Origin of the sequence: Pseudodesulfovibrio pelocollis (assembly GCF_030282845.1) — a bacterium.
Lineage (GTDB): Bacteria > Desulfobacterota > Desulfovibrionia > Desulfovibrionales > Desulfovibrionaceae > Pseudodesulfovibrio > Pseudodesulfovibrio pelocollis.
On record NZ_JASTWE010000004.1, the window covers coordinates 66,059 to 86,243 of the forward strand.

Here is a 20,185-nt window from a genome sequence, read left to right on the forward strand (position 1 = left end):
CCAGACATTGGAGCATGCCATGCCCATTTTCGAATATCTCTGCGACGACTGCGGCACCGAGTTCGAGGAACTCGTCTTCGACAGGGAGGAGTGCCCGCCCTGTCCCAAATGCGCCTCGGCCAGGACCAGCAAGCTCATGAGCGCGGTGCGCTCACGAACTGGCGGGGCCACTGCCGACGCGGGCGGCGACACCCCGGCTCCGGCCGCCGCATCGAGCGGCTGCGCCGGCTGCTCCGGCGGAAACTGCTCAAGCTGCCACTAGAAGCCCGACACGGGCGCTTCACCACACGCAAAAAAGGCTCAATTTCGCATGAAACAACTGACCATCGCCACCCGGGGCAGCGCCCTGGCCCTCTGGCAGGCCAACCACATCAAGGCGCTGCTTGAGGCCGAGCACCCCGGTCTGACCGTGGACCTGCTCAAGATCAAGACCAAGGGCGACAAGATTCTCGACGTGCCGCTGGCCAAGGTGGGCGGCAAGGGACTCTTCGTCAAGGAGATCGAGGAAGCCCTGCTGGACGGCCGCGCCCAGCTGGCCGTCCACTCCATGAAGGACGTCCCCACCGAGCTGCCCGACGGGCTTGAGATCGGCATCATCCCCGAGCGCGAGGCGGCCACGGATTCGCTGCTCTCGGTCCGGTACGACGGGCTGGCCGGGCTGCCCCAGGGTGCACTGGTGGGCACGTCGAGCCTGCGCCGCCAGTCGCAGCTGGCCACCCTGCGGCCGGACCTGCGCATCGAATCCCTGCGCGGCAACCTCGACACCCGGGTAGGCAAGCTCCTGGACGGCCAGTTCGACGCCATCGTGGTGGCCACGGCCGGTCTCAACCGGCTGGGCCTCTCCGCACCCAGGCATGAGATCCTTGGCCCTCCCGACTTCCTGCCCGCCGTGGCCCAGGGAGCCCTGGGCATCGAGTACCGCACCGCCGACACCGAGGTGGCGGCCATGCTCGCCTTCCTGAACCACGCACCCACCCGCAAGCAAGTGCTGGCCGAGCGCGGCTTCCTCACCGGCCTGGACGGCGGCTGCCAGGTGCCCATCGCGGCCTGGTCGCAGCTTGAGGGCGACCGCGTCCACCTGACCGGCTTCGTGGCCGACGTGGACGGCTCGCGCCCCATCCGCATGACCGCCGAGGGGAGCGCGGACCGGGCCTGGGACGTGGGCATGGAGCTGGCTGACAAGGTGCTGGCCGCAGGCGGCAAGGCGATCCTCGACGAAGTCTACGCCCGCGAGAGCAATTAACGCCTTCGACACACAACGGACACCACGGGACGCACATTCGAAACATGAAAAAAGCACATGCAATCAGGCTGGTTGGGACCAAATCGTCCACCATCAGGACGAATTTCCTAAAGTTCCATGGATATGGGCCGATAAGAACTGCAAGAGTTCTTTTCACCCCCCCATGCAAGGAGGTTCGAATCATGGATATCGGTGGACTCGGAGTGCAAGGTGGAAGTTTCGCGGATCAGGTCAAGGACATCCGCAAGGTGAAACTGCAACGGCAGGTCCTGGAGAACCCGGAGTTGGCCCGCGAGCTGGTCAAGATGGAAGCCACGGGCACCTACAACGCCAAGGGCGACGTCATTCAGGCGGTCTCCAGTGACCTCGGTGAAGCATGATCAGGCCGCATCCTGCGGCACACTAAAGGGATAGGCCGGGCGACAAGTCGCCCGGCCTATCCCTTTTGCGGGCCCGGGAAAATCCAGGCCGAGCCTACTCCCGCGACCCGCTCACGCCCGCATCGACAAAGGTCGCCATCTTGGTGTACATGTCCGCCGCGCTGCGGACCAGATACATGGCGCAGGCTGCGCCCGTCCCCTCGCCCAGGCGAAAACCCAGATCAAGCAGCGGCGAAAGCCCGAGGGCGCTGACCACGGCCGCGTGGCCCGGCTCGGCCGAAGCGTGGCTGATGACGCAGTAGTCGGCCACGGCCGGGCAGAGCTTCCAGGCCGCCACATAGGCGGCGGTGGAGATGAAGCCGTCCACGCAGACCAACTGCCGATTCCTGCCCCCCCCAAGGACCAGCCCGGCCAGGGTGGCGATCTCAAGCCCGCCCAGGGCGGCCAGCACGGCCAGCGGATCGCCGGACTCCACTGCCTGCCGGTTGACCCCCAGGCCGCGCCGGATCACGTCGGCCTTGCGGGCCATGCCCTCGGCGTCGAGGCCGGTGCCCGGCCCGGTGATGGCCACGGGATCGAGGCCGAGATAGGCGCAGTAAAGGGCCGTGGAGGGCGTGGTGTTGGAGATGCCCATGTCGCCGGTGCCCAGCACGCGGACGCCATCGGCCAGGGCGCGGTCGGCCAGGGACACGCCGAGCATGAGCGCGCGGAGGCACTGCTCGCGGGTCATGGCCGGGCCCTTGGCCAGATTGGCCGTGCCGGGCGCGATCTTGGCCTGGATCAGGCCGGGGTGGTCGTCGTAGCCGCCGCCGCAGGAGCCCGCGTCCACCACATAGAGCTGCGCCCCGGCCGTGGCGGCCAGCACGTTGATGCCCGCGCCGCCGCGCAGGAAATTGAGCACCATCTGACGGGTGACCTCCTGGGGAAACAGGCTCACGCCCTCCTCGTTGACGCCGTGGTCACCGGCCACGGTGTAGATGCGCATGGGGTCGGCGCAAGGGGGCTGACCGCCCTGGATCAGGAACAGTTGCAGGGCCAGTTCCTCAAGGCGGCCCAGGCTGCCCCGGGGCTTGGTCAGGTTGTCGATGTGGGCCTGGCCGGACGCGGCCAGGGCACGGTCCACCGGGCAGACGGCGGCCAGCACCGCCTGAAGGTCTCCGGGCAGGATTTTCTCGGGCATAGTCTCGGGGGACATGGCTTCCTCGCAGGAAAGGGAGTTTCGATGGTCCGGGTGGGATACACCCTGGCTGCGTCCCTGTAAACCGCCAACACGCCGCCCCTTGTCTGGCCCGGGGATTCCGTGCTATCGGTTGGACACGGCCTTTTTCCGGAAAAATCAAACAGTTCCAGGGCGTCATGACCAAAGAGCTTTGCATCGTCCACGCCAACTGCCAGGGTGAGCCCCTCATGGAGCGGCTCATGACCAGCCCCGGATTCGCGGCCCGCTACCACTGCGAACTGTACACCAACTACATCCGCCAGCCCATCCCGCGCGAGAGGCTGGCCCGCTGCGACCTCTTTCTCTACCAGTATCTCGGCCCGAAGTGGAACGATCTGGCCTCGGCCGCCCTGCTCGCGGCCCTGCCCGCCTCGGCCCGGAGCCTGTGCGTGCCCAACATGTTCTTCCTGGGCTACTGGCCCCTGTGGAGCGGGCAACCCGGGTTCGACTACCGCTGCGCCCACCTGGACGAGTTCATCGCCCTCGGCCTGCAACCCGAGGAGACCTTGATGCCCTTCCTGCACTCGGACCCGGCCACCCGCTACGACCTGCCCGGCCTGATCGCCCGCAGCATCGCCCATGAGCGGGAAAAGGAGAGCCACACCCCGGTCAAGTACCTGGATATGATCCTTGAGCGCTCGAACCGCGTCCGGCTCTTCAACACCATCAACCACCCGGGCCGGGAACTGATGGACCACGCGGCCCGGGGCGTGCTGAAAAATCTTGGTCTGGACGCGCCCGACGAGGCGGCCCTGGCCCGGCTCGACGCCCCGTTTTCGGAGTTCGAGCTGCCCATCAACCCCAAGGTGGCCCGGTTCTTCGGCTGGGACTTTGCCACGACCGACACCCAATATCATATCTACGGCAAGCGGATGACCTTCGCCGGGTTCGCGGCCAACTACGTCATGGCCGCCCAGGTCGGGGTGAGCGACTTCATCGGCTTTCTCCAGGGGGACCAGAGTGTCATCTGACGCCATCGCCTGGCTGGGCGGCGACTATTTTCGCGACCAGTTGGCCGCCCTGGGCCACAGGGTGGTCCACATCCCCATGGCGGCCACGGAGATCCTCGACTGGGACACGCTGGTGTCCCGGGCCGGGTGCCAGCCAGCGGCCGTGATCTACGCCGATTGCAGCCTGCCGCCGCCCCTGGTGGGCATGGAGCGCTTCCCCTGCCCCACGGTCTTCTACGCCGTGGATTCGCACATCCACAGCTGGTATCCCATGTACGCCCAGGGGTTCGACCTGGTGGCCGTGAGCCTGCGCGACCACCTGCCGCGCTTCCGCCAGCGCCCTGGCGAGGGGCGGGTCTTCTGGCTCCCGCCCTTCCCCCTGGGCGGCGAGCGCCCCCCGGCCCGGCCGCCGGTCAAGGAATGGGACCTGCTCTTTGCGGGCAAGGTGGACCCGGAGCTGACCCCGGGCCGCCACGCCCTGCTGCGCGAGGTCAGGGCTCGCTTTCCCGGCCTTGCCGTGCGCCAGGGCCGGTTCGGCGACCTCTTCCCCCGCGCCCGCGTGGTCCTGAACATCGCGGAGGCGGGCGACCTCAATTTCCGGGTCTTCGAGGCCATGGCCTGCGGCGCGTGCCTGCTCACGCCCGAGGTGGGCCACGGCCAGTCCCGGCTCTTCACCGAGGGAGTGCACATGGCCACCTACCCGCCGGACGACCCGGACCAGCTGGTGGCGCGCGCCTGCGCCCTGCTTGATGACGCGCCCGCGCGCGAGGCCATGGGCCGGGCCGCCAGCGACGAGATCGACGCCCGCCACCGGCCCCACCACCGCGCCCACACCCTGGCCGAAGCCCTGAACGCCCTGCCCCGGGACGCCGTGGCCCAGCGGCTGGCCCGGGCCAGGGCCATCCACGCCAAATACCTGCGGCTGGTCTATCTGCACTGGGCCGAGGCCAGCGACGACCCCGTCCGGCGCGCCCGCTTCCTGGCCGCCGGAACCGGCTCCTGAACCCGCCCGCGCCCTGCCCCTTCAGAAAATCGGCTCCCTGGCCGATAGGATGTGTGGACTCCACGGAGGGCAGGCCATGCACATCGACACCCACCACCTCATGCCGGACGGCTACACGCCCGAAACCCTGACGCCTGACGTCATACCGACGGCCGCGGACGCTCCAGGGCCTGAAGCCGCGCCCTCCCGGTCCGTTGGCGACCTGGCCATCTTCTCGCCCGAGGCGATCCAGGCCTTTCGCGAGAGCGCCATCGAGCCCATCAAGAACGGCACCTTTTCCCTGCGCCAGATCGAAAGCCGCATCCAGACGGTGCGCGCCGAAATCGTCCAGGTCTGGAACTCGGCCCTGCCCGAGGACGAAAAAATGCGCATCATCAGCTCGCGCGAAAACGAGATCGCCCTGCTTCAGGCCGGTCAATTCACTTTTGCCAAGGCCGGGTTCTCAAGGACCGCCTGAGCCCTCCGAACACCCCTCACGCGCAAAGGCCGCCCGGATAGCTCCGGGCGGCCTTTGCGCTACGTGGCACATTCGACTACTTGAGCCGCGGCGGCCCGAGCACGATCATTTCGGCGATGGTGTGGTCCACCTTGGGCAGTCGGCGCAGGTTGGAGCCCACGAACTGCATCTCCAGGGCCACCAGATCCTTGTAGAGCGGGGTGCGGTCCACCACCGGAACCTCCCTGCCTTCGGCCCTGAGGGTCTCGGTCAGCCCCTGGCAGCGCTGGCAGCCGGGAAAGGACACCCGGCGGCCGTCGGGCCGGACCAGCTCGTTGGGCACGCCGTGCATGCGGCAGATCATCAGGCGGTGGTCGTACAGCCCGCACAGCCCCTGGGCCTCGTCCTCCAGGTTGAGGGGGCACATGGCGCGGGGGTGCTGCCCCTGGCTCAGGGCGTCGCGGGCCTGCTCCACATAGTCGTGGGCGCGCAGGCGGATGGCCTCCAGCCGGTCGGGCGGCAGGGCGGCCAGCCCCTCCCAGAGATAGGCCCACTCCACATAGGTGTGGTGCTGGAAAAAGGTCAGGCAACAGTTGTCCGGGCAGTCGGCGCAGGTCAGGTCGATGGCCTCGGCGCTTTGCGCGTAGCGGTCCACCATGGCGTCGTAGATGGCGGCCAGCTTGCGGAACGCGCCCTTGGGAGTCAGTTTTTTCATGCGAAATCTATGTGTTGGAGGATACAGTCCACGCACGCCTCGGGCGCGTCGCAGTCCGTGCGGACCACGATGTCGGCCACGGCGCGATACATCGGCTGGCGGCGGGCAAAGAGGTCGCGCAGGGTCTCGCCCGGGGCGATGGCCAGCCCCCGGTCGCGGCCGTCGCCCACCCGGTCGAGAAAGGTGTGCTCGTCAATGTCCAGCATCACCACCGGGCCAAGCTCCCTGAGCCGGGCCATGGCCGCCTCGCTGTAGATGACGCTGCCGCCGGTGGAGATGATGGTCCTGGTCAGAGAGAGCTGGCTGACCAGATGGCCCTCGATGTGCAGGAACTGCGCAAGGCCGAAATGGTCCATGATCCCTTGCAGGGGCAGGCCGTAGTAGGCCTCCAGGTGGCGGTCCGTATCAAGCTGGCCCCAACCCAGCCGCTCGGCCAGCGCCCGGCCCAGGGTGGACTTGCCCGCCCCGGCCATGCCAACCAGGGTGATGCAGGGCTTGAGAACCGCATCGCGCTCTATGACCGAAAATCCCATGGGCGATCAGCTCCGCACGAGGCAGACGCGGTCCTCATCGTCACGCTCGGACACCAGGACGTTGACATGCTCATGGTCCATGGTGTCGAGCTTCTTGCCCACATAATCGGCCTGGATGGGCAGCTCGCGATGGCCCCTATCCACCAGCACCAGCAGCTCCACCCGCCTGGGGCGACCATAATCGAGAATGGCCTCCAGCGCCGCCCGGATGGTGCGACCCGAGTAGAGCACATCGTCCACCAGGATGATGGACGCGCCCTCGATGTCGAAACCTATCTCAGAACAGTTGATGGTGGGCGCGAGTTCCAGGTTGGTGGTCCAGTCGTCGCGGTACAGGTTGATGTCGAGCTTGCCCAGGGGGACCTTGCGCCCCAGGCGCTCGTCAAGGCGCACCTTGATGCGCTCTGCCAGGTCTGCGCCGCGCCGCTGGATGCCGATGATGGCCAGCCGCTCGTCGTCGCCCCGGCGCTCGAAGACCTCAAGGGCGAGCCGCTCGATGGTTCTCGCCATCTCGCGCGCGTTGAGGATGGTTCCGCATTCTTTCATCTGGTCTGCCTCGCTTGCCCGCAGGGGCGGTTGCACCGTCTGGAATTATCCCATCGCACCCGGGGGGTCAACAACCGGGCCGGTCCTGCCTCCCTTTTTGCGTTTGACAAAGCGCATCTTTGATCTTACCTCTTCTTTTCGCACCATCGAACAGGAGGCAACAATGCTTGATGTGACAGACGCCGCAAAGAAGCAGCTTGATGGCTACTTCAGCGACAAGACCCCCTCTCCCATCCGCGTGTATCTCGCGGCTGGAGGCTGAGCAGGCCCTCGCCTGACTCTGGCTCTGGATGAGCCTAACGAAAAAGACGAAGTATTCGAGACGGCCGGATTCACCTTCCTCGTCGAGAAGGGCCTCAAGGCCCAGGTTGGCGCAGTCAAGATCGACATGACCTACTACGGTTTCGTCGTGGAATCCGAGAACCCCGTTGGCGGCGGCGGAAGCTGTAGCACCAGCGGATGCAGCAGCGGCTCCTGCTCCTGCTAGGTTAACCGGCCGACTGTTTTCGATGCGGCGTCTCCTCGCGAGGCGCCGCTTTTTTTCACCCTGCCACTGGACAAGCAATGATTACTAATTACCCTCTGGCTTGCAACCCATAACCCAGGAGACCCAATGATCACCATCACCGAATCCGCCCGTCAGGAACTGGCCAAATACTTCACGGACAAGACCATCGAGCCCATCCGCGTGCATCTGGCCGACGGCGGCTGCTCCGGCCCGCGCCTCTCGCTGGCCCTGGACGAGCTGCGCGACGGCGACACCACCGTCGAGCAGGGCGACTTCACCTTCCTCATTCAGGCCGAACTGGCCGAGGCCACCGGTGCCGTCACCATCGACATGACCGAGTACGGCTTCCAGATCGCCTCGGAAAACCTCGTGGGCGCAGGCGGCTGCGGCTGCTCCTCCTCCAGCGGCTGCTCGTCCGGAAGCTGCGGCTGCTAGAGCCGATCCGAACCCACCCGAAAGACACACGGCCGACAGGGAAATATCCCTGTCGGCCGTGTGTTTTTCTTGCCTTCAACTGACCATCGAGATTTCGCAGGGCGATCAAATCAAAAGGGGCGGTGCTCCTGGCACCGCCCCATCCGATGAGGACCGCAATCCCGGAACAAGCCGGGTTCAACCGAAAGTCCTTTCGTCCACCAGCCTCGGCGCGTCTGCCGGAATCGTACCCGGCGCGACCAACTCGACCTGGGGCTTCAGCTTCATGATGGCCTGGAAATCCGCGGCAAAGGCCGCCATATCGATTTCCACCGCTGCTTCCAGTAGCACGACAAGGGCGTCTCGTCCACCCGGATTCTTCACCCTGATCTGCCACGCGCACACATCCGGGTACCGGGCGCAGACCGCCCCGGCCTGATTCGGATAGATGAACTGCCCCTTGACCTTGGCCGTGTCGTCGGCCCTCCCCTTCCAGCCCGTCAGCTTGCGCGCCGTGCGGCCGCACGCACACTCGGAAAGGTCGATGGACGACAAATCGCCCGTGGCCAGCCGCACCAGCGGATAGTCCGTGAAGAACGGCGTGACCACCACCTCGCCCACCTCGCCCTCACCCACGGGCTCGCCCGTGACCGGGTCGCATATCTCCACATGCCGGGAGTTGGACAGGTGCATGCCGCCAAGCTCCATGCACTCGTAAGCGATGCAGCCCACATCCGCCGTGCCATACCCCTGGCGCACCGTGATGCCGAACATATCCTCCACCTCGCGGCGCAGGGTCTCGGGCAGCGGCTCGGCCGCCACATACGCCTTCTTGAGCCGGAAATCCCGCCCCAGGTCATAGCCCATGGCCATCGCCTTGTCGCCGATGACCTTGAGATAGCTGGCCATGCCCACAAAGGCGGTCACCGGCAGCCGGGTCATGAACTCGATCTGCTTCTCGGTATTGCCCGGCCCGGCCGGAATCACCCCGCACCCGATGGCCCGCAGCGGCTGCTCCAGCATCAGCCCGGCAGGGGTCATGTGATAGGAAAAGGTCATCTGCGCCAGATCGCCAGGCCGGAACCCGGCCGCAAAAAACCCCTCGGCCCACGCCCAGTAGTCCGGGTCCGTACCCTCGGGATCGAAGATCGGCCCCGGCGACTGATAGATGCGCCCCAGCTGCCCCGGCTCGCAACCCAGAAACCACTCCAGCCCATGCTCGGCCTGCAACCCGATGATCTCACGCTTCCTGAGCACCGGAATCCGGGCGAAATCATCAAAGTCCTTGAAATCCTTGGCGCACGCCCCAAGACGCTCCAGCCGCGCCCGGAACTCGCCCGACGACCGCTCGGCCTCAAGCAGCACCTCGCGCACCGCCTTCCACTTGCGCTTCATCCGCTTCTCGCGCGGTTCGGTCTCATACTCGTGGTAATACATTGAAGTTTGCCTCCGGCGGCCAGAGAACCTTTTGGAAAAGGTTCTCTGGACTCTCCAAAACTTTTTGTCGCTCCGCCTGCGGCGGAGAGGGCGTAGATCCTCAGCAGTCACTATCAGCTTACGACAACTCCGGAAAAAGCTCTACCACGACCGACTCTTTTTCATCCATGCACAAAACGTCCTTTTCCCCTGCCCCACCCCACAAAACGTTTAGGGGAAAGGAGGGGTTGGGGGTCCGGGGGAGGCATCACCCGAGCCAACGTTTCCTGCGGCGGTAGTGTTTGACATCGCGGTAGCTGCGTCGGTCTCCGGCGTGGCCCATGCCGAGGTAGAATTCCTGGACGTCCGGGTTGTTGAGGAGTTCCGAGGCGTTGCCGTCCATGACCACCCGGCCGTTTTCCATGATGTAGCCGCGCGTGGCCACGGAGAGGGCGGCCCGGGCGTTTTGCTCCACCAGCAGGACGCTCACGCCTTCCTCGGCGTTGATGCGTTTGATGATGTCGAAGATTTCCTCCACCAGCAGCGGGGCGAGGCCCAGTGACGGCTCGTCGAGCAGGAGCAGTTGCGGCCGGGCCATGATGGCGCGGCCGATGGCGCACATCTGCTGCTCGCCGCCGGACATGTAGCCCGCCAGTTGTCTGCGCCGTTCCTTGAGCCTGGGGAAATAGGCGTAGACCTTTTCCAGGCCCCCGGGGATTTCGGAGCGCGGCCGGGTGAAGGCACCGCAGCGCAGGTTCTCCTCCACGGTCAGGTCCTCGAAGATGCGGCGGCCCTCCATGACCTGGAAGATGCCCTTGCGCACGATCTTTTCGGGGATCAGGTGCTGGATGGGCTCGTCCTGGTAGATGACCGAGCCGTCCGTGACCTCGCCATGCTCGCTCTCAAGCAGGCCCGAGATGGCCTTGAGGGTGGTGGACTTGCCCGCGCCGTTTGCCCCGAGCAGGGCCGTGATCTCGCCGCGCGGACAGGCCAGGGAGAGCCCCTTGAGCACCAGCACCACGTCGTTGTAGACCACTTCGAGGTTCTCGACCTTCAATATCTCGTTCACTGTGCCTCCGGCCATTGGATTTGCCTCCGGCGACCGGGGGGAAACTTTTCCAAAAGTTTCCCCCCGGATTTCCATTCAACCTTAATGCCCCAGCCAGTCAGCGCGGCGGTCGAGGATTTCCTCGGCCACGAAGGTGAGCTGGCCGTCCTTGATGGTGTAGAGGAGCACGGCCATGTTGGGGCGGTGGTCATCCGGGAAGTAGGAGATGAACGGCGCCAGGCCCATGGGGTCGTAGTCGCGCAGGGTTTCGGCGGCGTCCTTGATGGTCTCGCCGGTGACCGGGCCATTGGCTGCGGCGCGCTTCATGGCCTCGGCCATGGTCAGGATGGAGACGAAGCCCCGGACGTAGTGGGTCATCTGCGGCTTGCCGCCGGTGATCTGCTCGATGATCTTCATGCCCGGCACATCCTTGCCGTAAACGGCGGCGGCCTGGTTGGAGAAGGAGCCGTCGGCGTCCGCCCCGGCCAGGGCCGGAAGGGTTTCGTCCGTGCCCCAGATGTTGGTGAAGAACACGCTGTTCATGCCGATGTTCTTGGCGGATTTGAGGATGACCGAGGTGGACGGCGTGGTTCCGCCGACCCAGCAGAAGTCCGGGGCCTTGTTCTTGAGGGGCAGCAGTTCGGTGGTGGCATCGATGGCGTTAAGCGCCACGTTGGTCTCGCCCACGATCTCGTAGCCGAGTTCTGCGGCGTAGGCCTTGCCAGCCGAGATGGGAGCCACGCCGTAAGGGTGGTCGGGATAGATGAAGGCCACCTTGGGGGCGCGCTCCTCGGTCCACTGGGAGCGGAAGTACTTGAGGGCGGCGCGCAACTGGGTCGAGTAATCGGCGGAGGTGAAGAAGTTGTAGGGGGCGGTCCTCGGATCGGTCAGGTGGGCCGAGCAGGAGCCCGAGAAGTTGGGGATCATGTCCTTGGCCAGGGTGCGGACCAGGGCCTCGGTCACTGCCGAACCGAATCCCTGGATGCAGACCACCTTGTCGGTGTTGACCATCTTCTTGTAGAGCGAGAGGCCTTGCTGGACGTTGTAGGCGGTGTCCTGGAGGTCAAAGGCGATGGGCCGCCCGTTGATGCCGCCGTTGTCGTTGATGTACTTGACGGCACCCCTGAGGCCATCGGCATAGGGCACGCCCACGGACGAGGTGGGGCCGGAGAGGTCGATGAGCCCGCCCACCTTGATTGGCGTGGTGTCGGGGGAGGTGTCGGCCGTGGCCTGGGGGCCGGTGGTTTCGGTTTGCGCCGGTTTGTCGCCTTCGCCTCCGCAGCCCATGAGCATCAGCCCGGCGAGGAGCGTGGTGCATGCTGCGGTTATGATTGTGCTTACCCTCATGTCGTAAACTCCTAAGGGATTTGAGGTTTGTCGCGCCGTGCCCCATCCAGGGCCGGTCGCGGACGCTATGTTCACCCGCACGCAGCGGGATTAGTGGGCGAACGGGTAGAGTTTCCAGTACGCCTTGACCAGCCGCCAGCGGTTGACCAGCCCCTCGGGCTCGAAGATCAGGAACAGGATGAGCACAAGGCCGAAGACGCCCTCGCGCAGGGCCACCAAGGATTGGGCAATGCCGGGGAAGACCGCGCTCAGGCTGTTGGCCACCGCGTTGAGGGCCTCGGGCATCAGGACCACGAACACCGCCCCGAAGACCGAGCCCAGTACGCTCCCCATCCCGCCGATGATGATCATGGCCAGATAGGAGATGGACAACCCGATGTTGAACTGCTCGGCCGAGATGTAGCCGGTGTAGTGCGCCCACAGGCCGCCGGACACGCCCGCAAGGAACGAGCTGACGCCAAAGGCCACGAGCTTGAACCAGAAGAGGTTGACCCCCACGATCTCGGCCGAGAGGTAGTAGTCGCGGATGGAGACAAAGGCGCGGCCGTAGCGGGAGCGCATGATGTTGGCGACCATGAGCAGCGCGGCCGCGGCAAAGAAGAGGAGCAGATAGTACATCCTGGCCTCGGTGTCGAAGACAAAGCCGAGGATGACGGGCGGGTCGAGGAGCAGGCCGCTGGAGCCGCCGGTGAGGGCCCCGCCGTGCAGGAAGACGAATTCGAGGACCAACTGGGCGGCCAAGGTGGCGATGGCCAGGTAGATACCCTTGAGCCGCAGCGAGGGGACGCCAAAGACCATGCCGACCATGGCCGTGATCAGCCCGGCCGTGAGGATGGCCAGGGGAAAGGGCACGCCGTTGAGGGTGCACTGCCCTGCGGCATAGGCCCCGACGCCGATGAAGGCGCCGTGGCCCAGCGATATCTGGCCGCACACGCCGGTGAGCAGGTTGAGGGCCACCGCGCCGATGACCGCGATGAACACGAGGTTCATGACCGAGGTCTCGTGAATGTTCAGGGCCAGGGGGGCCGCCAGCAGGGCGAGCATGAACAGGCCCACCATGAGCTTCTGGAACCCGCTCTGGAATATCTGGGCCTCGCCGCGATAGGAGGTGAAGAAGAGTCCGCATTTGCCCTGCATGGCTAGACCCTCTCTATTTCCTTGGTTCCGAACAGGCCGTAGGGCTTGATCATCAGGATGACCACCAGGATGATGAAGGCCGCCACCTCGCGGAAGCCGCCAAGGCCGAAGAACTGGCGGGCCACGCCATCGCAGAGGTTTTCGAGCACGCCGATGATCAGGCCGCCCAGGGCCGCACCAAGCAGCGAGTCGAGCCCGCCGAGGATGACCGCCGGGAAGACCTTGAGGCCGAGGTGGCCGAGGTGGGAGTTGATGCCGTTGATGTTGCCCAGGATCACGCCGCCCACGGCCGAGACCACGCAGGCGATGCACCAGCTCATGGCGAAGATGTTCTTGATGCCGATGCCCATGGACTGGGCGGCCTGCTGGTCAAAGGCCGTGGCCCGCATGGCAATGCCGGTGCGCGAATACTTGAAGAAGGCGGAGAACACGGCAAAGAGCACGGCCGACAGGGCGAATGCGGCCAGATAGACCGGGGCCACGGGCAGCCCGGCGATGACCACCGGCTCGGTGGGCAGCACCGGCGGATAGACGCGGATCTGGGTGCCCCAGAAGAGTTGCACCAGCGACTTGAGCACCGAGCTCATGCCCACGGTGACCATGATCACCGAGATGTGCTCCTCGCCGATGAGGGGGCGCAGCACCACGCGCTCGATGGCCAGCCCGAGCAGCACCGAGAAGACCAGGGTAAGCAGGAACGCCCACAGAAACGGGATGCTGAACTGGACCGTGAGGGCGAAGCAGATGTACGCCCCGGCCATGACCAGCTCGCCCTGGGCGAAGTTGACCACCTTGGTGGCCTTGTAGATGACCACGAACCCCAGCGCCACCAGCGAGTAGATGCCGCCGACCACGAGTCCGTTGATGACCAGTTGCAGATAGTATTCCACTTACGCCTCCATGTCCTCGATGCGGATGGTGCCGCACATTTCGCGCACCCGGCCGTCCTGATAGGTTATCTCTGTTTGCAGGTTCAGGGCGCAGGTGTCGGTGTAGAGCGCCTCGATGAGCTGCCCGTAGCGCTCGCCGATGGTGGACCGGCGCACCTTGCGGGTGCGGGTCAGTTCGCCGTCGTCCGCGTCCAGTTCCTTGTAGAGCAGGCAGAAGCGGCGGAGGCGCGTCTCCGGGGGCAGCATCTCGTTGGTCCGGGCCACCTCCTCGCGGATCAGGGTATAGACCTCGTCCTTGGCAGCGAGGTCCTGATAGGTGGTGTAGGTGATCATCCGGCCCTCGGCCCAGTGGCCGACGATGTCCATGTCGATGCACAGGATGGCGGTGATGAAGTCGCGCCCGTTGCCCAGCACCACGGCCTCGCGCAGGTAGGGCGAGAACTTGACCTTGTTCTCCAGGAACTGGGGGGAGAAGCGCGTGCCGTCGTTGAGGAGCATGACGTCCTTGAGCCGGTCGATGACCACCAGCCGCCCGGCGTCGTCGAAGTATCCGGCGTCGCCGGAAAGCAGCCAGCCGTCGCGCACGGTCTCGCGGGTGGCCTCCTCGTTGCGGTAGTAACCGATGAACACCGCAGGACTGCGCGAGATGATCTCGCCGGTCTCGGTAATACGCACCTCGGTCTCGGGGATGGGCGCGCCCACGGAGGTGAAGTCCACCTGCCCGTCCTGGTGGATGCAGGAGATGCCCGCGATCTCGGTCTGGCCGTAGATCTGCTTGAGCTTGACGCCCAGGGCGTGGAAGAAGCGGAAGGTATCCGGCCCCAATGCGGCCCCGCCCGTGGTGGCGCTGCGCATGCGCGAGAATCCCAGCCGGTCGCGCAGGGCGCGGAACAGCCCCTGGTCGGCGATGAAATACTTGAGCTTGAGCCACGGGCCGGGCTCGCGCCCCTCGAACAGGGCATCGGCGTACTCGTAGCCGATGGGCAGAAGCCGGTTGTAGAGCCAGCGCTTCAGCGGCGTGGTCTCCATGATGTCGCCGCGCACCTTGGCCGCCACGGACTCCCACACGCGCGGCGGAGAGAAGACAAGATGCGGCCCGATCTCGCGCGAGTCGGCCCGGGCCGTGTCCGGCTCCTCTGGGAAGTTGACGCAGAAGCCGAACATCAGCGCCGAGGCCACGGCCATCATCTGCTCGCCCATCCAGGCCAGGGGCAGGAAGGAGACGAACTCGTCCGTGGGGTGCTTGGGGTCCACCCGGCCGAGGTTGTGGGCCATGGAGAGCAGGTTGGCGTGGGAGAGCATGGCCAGCTTGGGCCGCCCGGTGGTGCCCGAGGTGGTGGCGATGAGGGCGGGGTCCGTGTCGCGGGTGGCCTTGCTCCAGAGGGTGTAGCGCTCCTCGGTGTCCTTGTGCTTCTCGCGCCCCAGGCGGCGCACGGCCTCAAAATCGATCAGTCCGGGGACCGTCTCTTCGTAGGCGGCCAGGCCTCGGGTGTCGTGGTACACGATGTGCTCAAGGCGGGGCAGGTTGTGGCGGAAGGAGAGGATCTTGTCCACCTGCTCCTGGTCCTCGGCCACCACGAGGCGGCACTCGGTCAGGGCAAAGACGTACTCGATCTCGTCGGCCGGGGAATCCTGATACAGCCCCAGCGCCATGCCGCCCAGTCCCTGGATGGCCAGCTCGGCCCATATCCACTCGGGCCGGTTGTCGCCGATGAGGATGACGATGTCGTCCCGGCCAAGGCCCAGGGCGTCGAGCCCGCAGGCGAACTCCGCGGTGATGCGCAGATTCTCGCGCCAGGAGACGGCCTGCCAGACGCCCCATTCCTTTTCGCGCAGGGCGGGCCTGTCCGGGCGCTCCCCGGCCTGACGCACCAGCAGCCTGGGCAGCGTGGTCTTGTATGGCTTTGTCATGAACTATCCGTGTATGATTGAGTCTTGGCCCCCGAGAGGGGGGACCGGCCTTCCCGTCTATCTCCCGCTGAAGGTCGCCTGCTCGGTCCCCAGGTAGGCGGCGATCACGTTCTTGTCGGCCTGCACCTCGTCCGGCGTTCCCTCGGCCAGCTTGCTCCCGAAGTCGAGGACGATCACCTTGTCGGAGATGTCCATGACCACGCCCATGTCGTGTTCCACGAGCAGGACAGTGGCACCCCACTCCTCGGCGATGTCGAGGATGTACCGGGCCATGTCCTCGGTCTCTTCGAGGTTCATGCCGGCCATGGGTTCGTCGAGCAATATGAGCTTGGGTTCGGCGGCGAGGGCGCGCCCGAGTTCCACCCGTTTCTGCACCCCGTAGGGAAGGCGTCCCGCGTGCTGGTGCCGGTAGGGGGAGAGATTGAGAAAGTCGATCACGTCCTCGACGCGGCGGCGGTGCCTGTCCTCCTGCCTCGCGGCGCGGCCCCAGTAGACGATGGAGGCGAGCAGCCCGTACTCCATCCGGCTGTGGCGGCCGACCATGAGGTTGTCCAGCACGGAGAGTCCCTTGAACAGGGCGATGTTCTGGAAGGTGCGGGAGAGTCCCAGCTCGGTGCGCTTGTGCGCGGGCAGGGACAGCAGGTTTTCGCCGTCGAGCGAAATCGTGCACGGGCCGGAGACGCCCCCGTCGGGGGTGTAGCGGCCGCTGATACAGTTGAGCATGGAGGTTTTCCCGGCACCGTTGGGACCGATCAGGGACGCGATGGTTCCCTGCTCGACGGTGAAGGAGACTCCCATGAGGGCGGCGATGCCCTTGAAGGTCAGGGTCACGTCGCGAACGTCAAGGTAGGCCATAATCCTGCAATTATGGTATGAGGCGTACCCGGTGGGCACTACGGTCATGCGGCGGGGCGGCGAATACCGTCTAACTCCGACCAGCCTGCATGGGTGGTGATTGCGGGTAAACCCTTAGGTCCATTCTCCCCGGAAATCCTCGGGGGCGACCAGTTTGTAGCCCCGCTCCCGCAGCGCTGCGGCCACTGCGGAGGGGTCTTCGGTATCTATTCGGACGACCACGATCCTGCGTCCGTTATAAAAGAAAGTTCCGGTGGAGATGATGGATATCTTCATGTTGGCGATGACCCCGGCGACCTCGTAGAGCACGCCGGAGCGGTCCTCCACCTCAAGGGTCAGGCGGCTGCCGCCCTCGCGGTATCCCATCTCCTCGGCCAGCACGTCGAGCATGACGTTGCGGTTGATGTACCCGATCAGTTCGCCCTCGGCGTCCACCACGGCCAGTCCGGCCAGGTTCATCTCGAACATCATGTCCGCCGCGCCCTCGATTTCTGTTTCCGGGCTAACGGTCTTGATGTCCGTGCGGTAGATCTTCTCCACCGTGAGTTTGCTCATCAGGTAGTTGAGCTCATGCTTCTCAAGGGATGTCATCAGGCTCGGCATGGCCGCGGAGATGTCCTCCTTGCGGACGTAGCCGACCAGCCTGCCCGCGTCGTTGACCACCAGGAGCATCCACAGGGTGCTGTTGTCCAGCAGCTTCTGGGCGTCCTTGACCAGGGTCTGGGGGGTGACCTTCACGAAGTCGCGCAGCATCTTCAGTCCGACGTACATGACACTCTCCTTGGCAGCATGGGCCCCGGCGGAAACCCCCGGGGCATCGGGTTCGCGTTGTCCCGCCACACGAGCGGGACAAAGACGCGAGTCCGTCCAGTACCGGTGCTTACAACCCGATTCCGGCGGTCAAGTCAAGCGGAATCCGGTTGATTGTGAAACAATTATCCAATGTCCTGCCGCCCCGAAGGAGCCACTGTCTCACGGTCGGCGCGCACGAAGTCGCCCATGGCTTGGGCCTGCTCGCCGTCCAGGATGATGGCCTCCCAGTCCGGCTCCTGCGGAGTCTTCTGCATGATCAGTCCGTCCGGGCCGAACCAGTGGGGCAGCAGCCCGCCAAAGAAATACCCTCGTCCGCGCAGCAGGGCCACGGCCTCATCCACGGCCGCATCACCCAGGTTGAGATAGACCTGCACGGTGCCAGCCCTGTCCTCGGCCCCGGCCGCCACGGCCTCGAAATCCGCCCCGGCCCGGGGCACGGTCAGCCGGGACAGCCCGGCCTCGGGCAGGAGGAACTCGGTCCACTCGGTTTCCCCGGCCAGGGGCTGCCGCGCGAGCTGGTCGCGCACAAGGCCGAACCGCTCCCACAGCTCGCGGATGATCGCGGCATAGGGCGCGGGAACGCACAGGTCGCAAGGTTGCGATCCGTGCACAGCGAACATGTACAAAAGCGAGACGTTGCGCGACACCCCGCCTTCGGCCTTGTATGTCTTGGCGGGCATGCACTCCACTGCGAGCCCGGCGCAGGCCAGGCCGTGATCGAAGGCAAGCCGTTGCGAAGCCGGATGATTGCACACGGCCTCGCCGAAAATGACGGGCAGCCCGAGTTCACGGGGCAACATCCCTATGCACCGGCGAGCGATGGCCGCGCCCACACGACCCTCGCGATACTGCCTGAGCACCATGAGCTGCCCCGCCTCGTACACGTCCGGGTTGGGCGCGTGGCGAAAGAGCCCGGCCAGCCCCACCACCTCGCCGCGCGGGGTGCGGGCCACGATGGTGTACTGGTCGTCCGTGGCGTTGCGCCGGACCACCTCGTCCGGGTCGTAGACATGCTTGACGGGAAAGGCGTCGCCGTACACCTCAAGATAGGCGAGACTGACACCCAGGGCATCCTCGGGCCGGAACAGTCCCACCTCCACCTCCTGGTCCGGCTCGATCTCGCGCCGCGCCGCGCGTAGCCTGGCTATCAGCGCTTCCTGGCTCACGCGGCTTCTCCTTCCAGCAGATCGGTTTTTCGCAATTCCTCGAACATGGCCTGGGCCAGCGCCTCGTGCCCCTCGGCCGTGAGGTGGACAAGATCGAGATACAGGTGAAAACGACGCGGATGGCTCCACAGATGCGGCCCGGTGCGCAGGACCGGCAGGCCGCGCGGCCCGGCCACGGCATCCACGGCGTATTCCAGGGCCTGGAACTGGCCCGCGCTCCATTCGCCCACGAAATTGCGCCAATTGGCCTGGATGGCGGACAGCCCGCCCTCGTCCCCGTCCGGGGACCGTGGCGAGTAGACCGGGGCAAAGTCGAGCATGGCCACCCGCGCCCCGCGCGACCCGGAGTACTCCACCATGCGGTCGAGATTTTCCTTCATGTACGCCCTAAGCCGGTCCGCCTGAAAGCCCGGCCTGGTCGCGAACCGCCCGCCCCGCGCGCCAAGGCCCATGCGGCGGCGCAGCAGCGTGCCCAGGCAGCTGCGGTCCATGAGCCGGATGTACCACGGCGCGCGCCGCTCCAGCTTGTGGATGAAGGCCATGGGCCAGGGCATGCCCGGCTCCCAGTCCGCACCATTGACCCGGGCGATGCTCGCGTCGTTGAGATTGGGCCGGATGACGAGGATGTCGCCCTTCGCCAGGGGCAGCCCCCAGACGGCCTCGGCGGCCTGTCGGCCGTTGTACCCGATGATGGAGGCGTTCATCACCTGATAGTCTGCCCCGGCCTCGTCCAGCCTTTTTTGCAGCGCCTTGAACCAGATGCGCGCCTCGTCCGGCAGCTTGGCCCCGAACAGCTCGGACTCGCCCACGAACCAGATGCGCCGCCTGCCGGGCTGCGGCTCGGGGCCGCGCTGACCCAGGCTGTTGATGTGCACCTGGGCCGAGGCATAGCCGGGCGCAAGCCGCCAGAACAGCGGCGGGCCGCACTCCTCGATGAATTCGCGGTAGGGATACTCGCCGATGCGCCTGGGTCGAAACCCCAGGCCGTGAATCTTCAAATAGCGTTTCCGGGCCTTGATCTCGGCCAGGGCGAGGAGCAGGACGGCGAGCAGCAGGTACAACACGGTAATCCCTTGATGACGGTTGGCGGCTTCAGCCCCGGCAGGCCGGGCAGCGCCTGAACGATTCGTCCACGATGCGCAACCCCTCGTCCTCGAAGTACGGCCCCTGCACGATCATGGGCGTGCTCATGTGCCGGACGCACTCGCGGCTGGCGATGGTAGTCCTGGGCCATGTGGAGAAAATCTCGTGGGCCGAGTACAGCCGCTCGGCGCTCAGGCCATAGACCAGCCGCCCTATCCCGGCCTTGAACATGGTGAACAGGCACATGGCGCACGGCTCCATGCTCGAATACAGGGTGGCCCCGGCCCGGAACGCGGGGTCGTCGTAATAGGCGTGGCAGAAGCGCGAGGCCAGCACGGCCTCGGCATGCCGGGTGTGATCCCGCATGGCAAGGGTTTCGGCCATCTGGGTCATGACGGCCACGCCGTCCGGCCCGGCCACCACGGCCCCGAACGGCCCCTCGCCCGAAAGGGCGGAGGCGCGGGCCGCGTCCATGGCGGCCCGGAGATTCCGCTCGTCCACGGGCGAAAGCGGCCCGGACGTATCGTGCGTGTGGGTCATGTCCTGCCTCCTTGGTGTGATCGTGCCCGCGC

Annotated in this window: 23 protein-coding genes; 8 read left to right on the plus strand and 15 right to left on the minus strand. The window is 65.8% G+C overall.

Features of this window, described 5'->3' with window-relative positions; genetic code table 11:
• The first annotated feature begins 19 nt into the window (after positions 1 to 19).
• The 3 genes from QQS14_RS02655 to QQS14_RS02665 all read left to right on the plus strand — a co-directional run bounded on the left by QQS14_RS02655 (position 20) and on the right by QQS14_RS02665 (position 1,623).
• A complete protein-coding gene (locus QQS14_RS02655; RefSeq protein ID WP_285905349.1) occupies positions 20 to 262 on the plus strand; it encodes an FmdB family zinc ribbon protein in 243 nt (80 codons plus the stop codon).
• A gap of 48 nt (positions 263 to 310) precedes the next feature.
• Entirely contained in the window at positions 311 to 1,243 is a 933-nt protein-coding gene (gene hemC, locus QQS14_RS02660; RefSeq protein ID WP_285905350.1) for a hydroxymethylbilane synthase, read from the plus strand.
• 182 nt (positions 1,244 to 1,425) lie between these two features.
• The gene (locus QQS14_RS02665; RefSeq protein ID WP_285905351.1) at positions 1,426 to 1,623 is read left to right on the plus strand and encodes a hypothetical protein; all 198 of its coding nucleotides are present in this window, start codon (positions 1,426 to 1,428) and stop codon (positions 1,621 to 1,623) included.
• A gap of 94 nt (positions 1,624 to 1,717) precedes the next feature.
• On the opposite strand, the gene cobT is transcribed toward QQS14_RS02665, so the two are convergent.
• On the minus strand, positions 1,718 to 2,803 hold the full coding sequence (cobT, locus tag QQS14_RS02670; RefSeq protein ID WP_285905393.1) for a nicotinate-nucleotide--dimethylbenzimidazole phosphoribosyltransferase: 1,086 nt from the start codon (positions 2,801 to 2,803) through the stop codon (positions 1,718 to 1,720).
• Between the two features lie 176 nt (positions 2,804 to 2,979).
• Here cobT and QQS14_RS02675 point away from each other — a divergent pair, with 176 nt between their 5' ends.
• The 3 genes from QQS14_RS02675 (at position 2,980) to QQS14_RS02685 (ending at position 5,252) form a co-directional block, all read left to right on the plus strand.
• Complete coding sequence (locus QQS14_RS02675) at positions 2,980 to 3,813, plus strand: WcbI family polysaccharide biosynthesis putative acetyltransferase (protein WP_285905352.1); 834 nt, start codon at positions 2,980 to 2,982, stop codon at positions 3,811 to 3,813.
• Positions 3,803 to 4,795 carry a glycosyltransferase family protein gene (locus QQS14_RS02680; protein WP_285905353.1) on the plus strand — a complete coding sequence of 331 codons (993 nt, stop codon included), beginning with the start codon at positions 3,803 to 3,805 and terminating at the stop codon, positions 4,793 to 4,795. Before QQS14_RS02675 ends, QQS14_RS02680 begins: the two co-directional genes overlap by 11 nt.
• Before the next feature lie 76 nt (positions 4,796 to 4,871).
• Positions 4,872 to 5,252 carry a hypothetical protein gene (locus QQS14_RS02685; RefSeq protein WP_285905354.1) on the plus strand — a complete coding sequence of 127 codons (381 nt, stop codon included), beginning with the start codon at positions 4,872 to 4,874 and terminating at the stop codon, positions 5,250 to 5,252.
• 76 nt (positions 5,253 to 5,328) lie between these two features.
• Here QQS14_RS02685 and QQS14_RS02690 read toward each other — a convergent pair whose 3' ends face one another.
• The 3 genes from QQS14_RS02690 to pyrR are packed head-to-tail and all read right to left on the minus strand — an operon-like array spanning position 5,329 to position 7,025.
• Positions 5,329 to 5,946, minus strand: coding sequence for a hypothetical protein (locus tag QQS14_RS02690; protein ID WP_285905355.1), 618 nt, complete (start codon positions 5,944 to 5,946; stop codon positions 5,329 to 5,331).
• Positions 5,943 to 6,479: a homoserine kinase gene (gene thrB / locus QQS14_RS02695; RefSeq protein ID WP_285905356.1), complete on the minus strand. Its 537-nt coding sequence runs from the start codon at positions 6,477 to 6,479 to the stop codon at positions 5,943 to 5,945. The genes QQS14_RS02690 and thrB overlap by 4 nt, the downstream gene beginning before the upstream one ends.
• A 6-nt stretch (positions 6,480 to 6,485) precedes the next feature.
• Positions 6,486 to 7,025 (minus strand): bifunctional pyr operon transcriptional regulator/uracil phosphoribosyltransferase PyrR, encoded by a 540-nt coding sequence (gene pyrR, locus QQS14_RS02700; RefSeq protein WP_285905357.1) that lies wholly within the window; start codon positions 7,023 to 7,025, stop codon positions 6,486 to 6,488.
• Positions 7,026 to 7,188: 163 nt separating this feature from the next.
• Between pyrR and QQS14_RS02705 the strand changes: the two genes are divergently transcribed.
• A complete protein-coding gene (locus tag QQS14_RS02705) occupies positions 7,189 to 7,512 on the plus strand; it encodes an IscA/HesB family protein (protein WP_285905358.1) in 324 nt (107 codons plus the stop codon).
• A 126-nt stretch (positions 7,513 to 7,638) separates the two neighbouring features.
• A complete protein-coding gene (locus QQS14_RS02710) occupies positions 7,639 to 7,968 on the plus strand; it encodes an IscA/HesB family protein (protein ID WP_285905359.1) in 330 nt (109 codons plus the stop codon).
• Positions 7,969 to 8,145: 177 nt separating this feature from the next.
• Here QQS14_RS02710 and QQS14_RS02715 read toward each other — a convergent pair whose 3' ends face one another.
• The 11 genes from QQS14_RS02715 to QQS14_RS02765 all read right to left on the minus strand — a co-directional run bounded on the left by QQS14_RS02715 (position 8,146) and on the right by QQS14_RS02765 (position 20,153).
• Positions 8,146 to 9,384: a phenylacetate--CoA ligase family protein gene (locus QQS14_RS02715; RefSeq protein ID WP_285905360.1), complete on the minus strand. Its 1,239-nt coding sequence runs from the start codon at positions 9,382 to 9,384 to the stop codon at positions 8,146 to 8,148.
• Between the two features lie 247 nt (positions 9,385 to 9,631).
• A complete protein-coding gene (locus QQS14_RS02720) occupies positions 9,632 to 10,447 on the minus strand; it encodes an ABC transporter ATP-binding protein (protein ID WP_285905361.1) in 816 nt (271 codons plus the stop codon).
• 66 nt (positions 10,448 to 10,513) lie between these two features.
• A complete protein-coding gene (locus QQS14_RS02725) occupies positions 10,514 to 11,758 on the minus strand; it encodes an ABC transporter substrate-binding protein (protein ID WP_285905362.1) in 1,245 nt (414 codons plus the stop codon).
• 90 nt (positions 11,759 to 11,848) lie between these two features.
• Complete coding sequence (locus tag QQS14_RS02730; RefSeq protein WP_285905363.1) at positions 11,849 to 12,895, minus strand: branched-chain amino acid ABC transporter permease; 1,047 nt, start codon at positions 12,893 to 12,895, stop codon at positions 11,849 to 11,851.
• A gap of 2 nt (positions 12,896 to 12,897) precedes the next feature.
• Positions 12,898 to 13,785 (minus strand): branched-chain amino acid ABC transporter permease, encoded by an 888-nt coding sequence (locus tag QQS14_RS02735; protein WP_285905364.1) that lies wholly within the window; start codon positions 13,783 to 13,785, stop codon positions 12,898 to 12,900.
• Positions 13,786 to 15,696 carry an AMP-binding protein gene (locus tag QQS14_RS02740; protein ID WP_285905365.1) on the minus strand — a complete coding sequence of 637 codons (1,911 nt, stop codon included), beginning with the start codon at positions 15,694 to 15,696 and terminating at the stop codon, positions 13,786 to 13,788.
• A gap of 57 nt (positions 15,697 to 15,753) precedes the next feature.
• Complete coding sequence (locus QQS14_RS02745; protein ID WP_285905366.1) at positions 15,754 to 16,551, minus strand: ABC transporter ATP-binding protein; 798 nt, start codon at positions 16,549 to 16,551, stop codon at positions 15,754 to 15,756.
• A 114-nt stretch (positions 16,552 to 16,665) separates the two neighbouring features.
• Positions 16,666 to 17,322 carry a CBS domain-containing protein gene (locus tag QQS14_RS02750; RefSeq protein ID WP_285905367.1) on the minus strand — a complete coding sequence of 219 codons (657 nt, stop codon included), beginning with the start codon at positions 17,320 to 17,322 and terminating at the stop codon, positions 16,666 to 16,668.
• 164 nt (positions 17,323 to 17,486) lie between these two features.
• Complete coding sequence (locus QQS14_RS02755) at positions 17,487 to 18,530, minus strand: GNAT family protein (RefSeq protein WP_285905368.1); 1,044 nt, start codon at positions 18,528 to 18,530, stop codon at positions 17,487 to 17,489.
• Positions 18,527 to 19,594 (minus strand): SGNH/GDSL hydrolase family protein, encoded by a 1,068-nt coding sequence (locus QQS14_RS02760; RefSeq protein WP_285905369.1) that lies wholly within the window; start codon positions 19,592 to 19,594, stop codon positions 18,527 to 18,529. Before QQS14_RS02760 ends, QQS14_RS02755 begins: the two co-directional genes overlap by 4 nt.
• A gap of 28 nt (positions 19,595 to 19,622) precedes the next feature.
• Complete coding sequence (locus QQS14_RS02765; protein WP_285905370.1) at positions 19,623 to 20,153, minus strand: nucleoside deaminase; 531 nt, start codon at positions 20,151 to 20,153, stop codon at positions 19,623 to 19,625.
• Between the last annotated feature and the right edge of the window lie 32 nt (positions 20,154 to 20,185).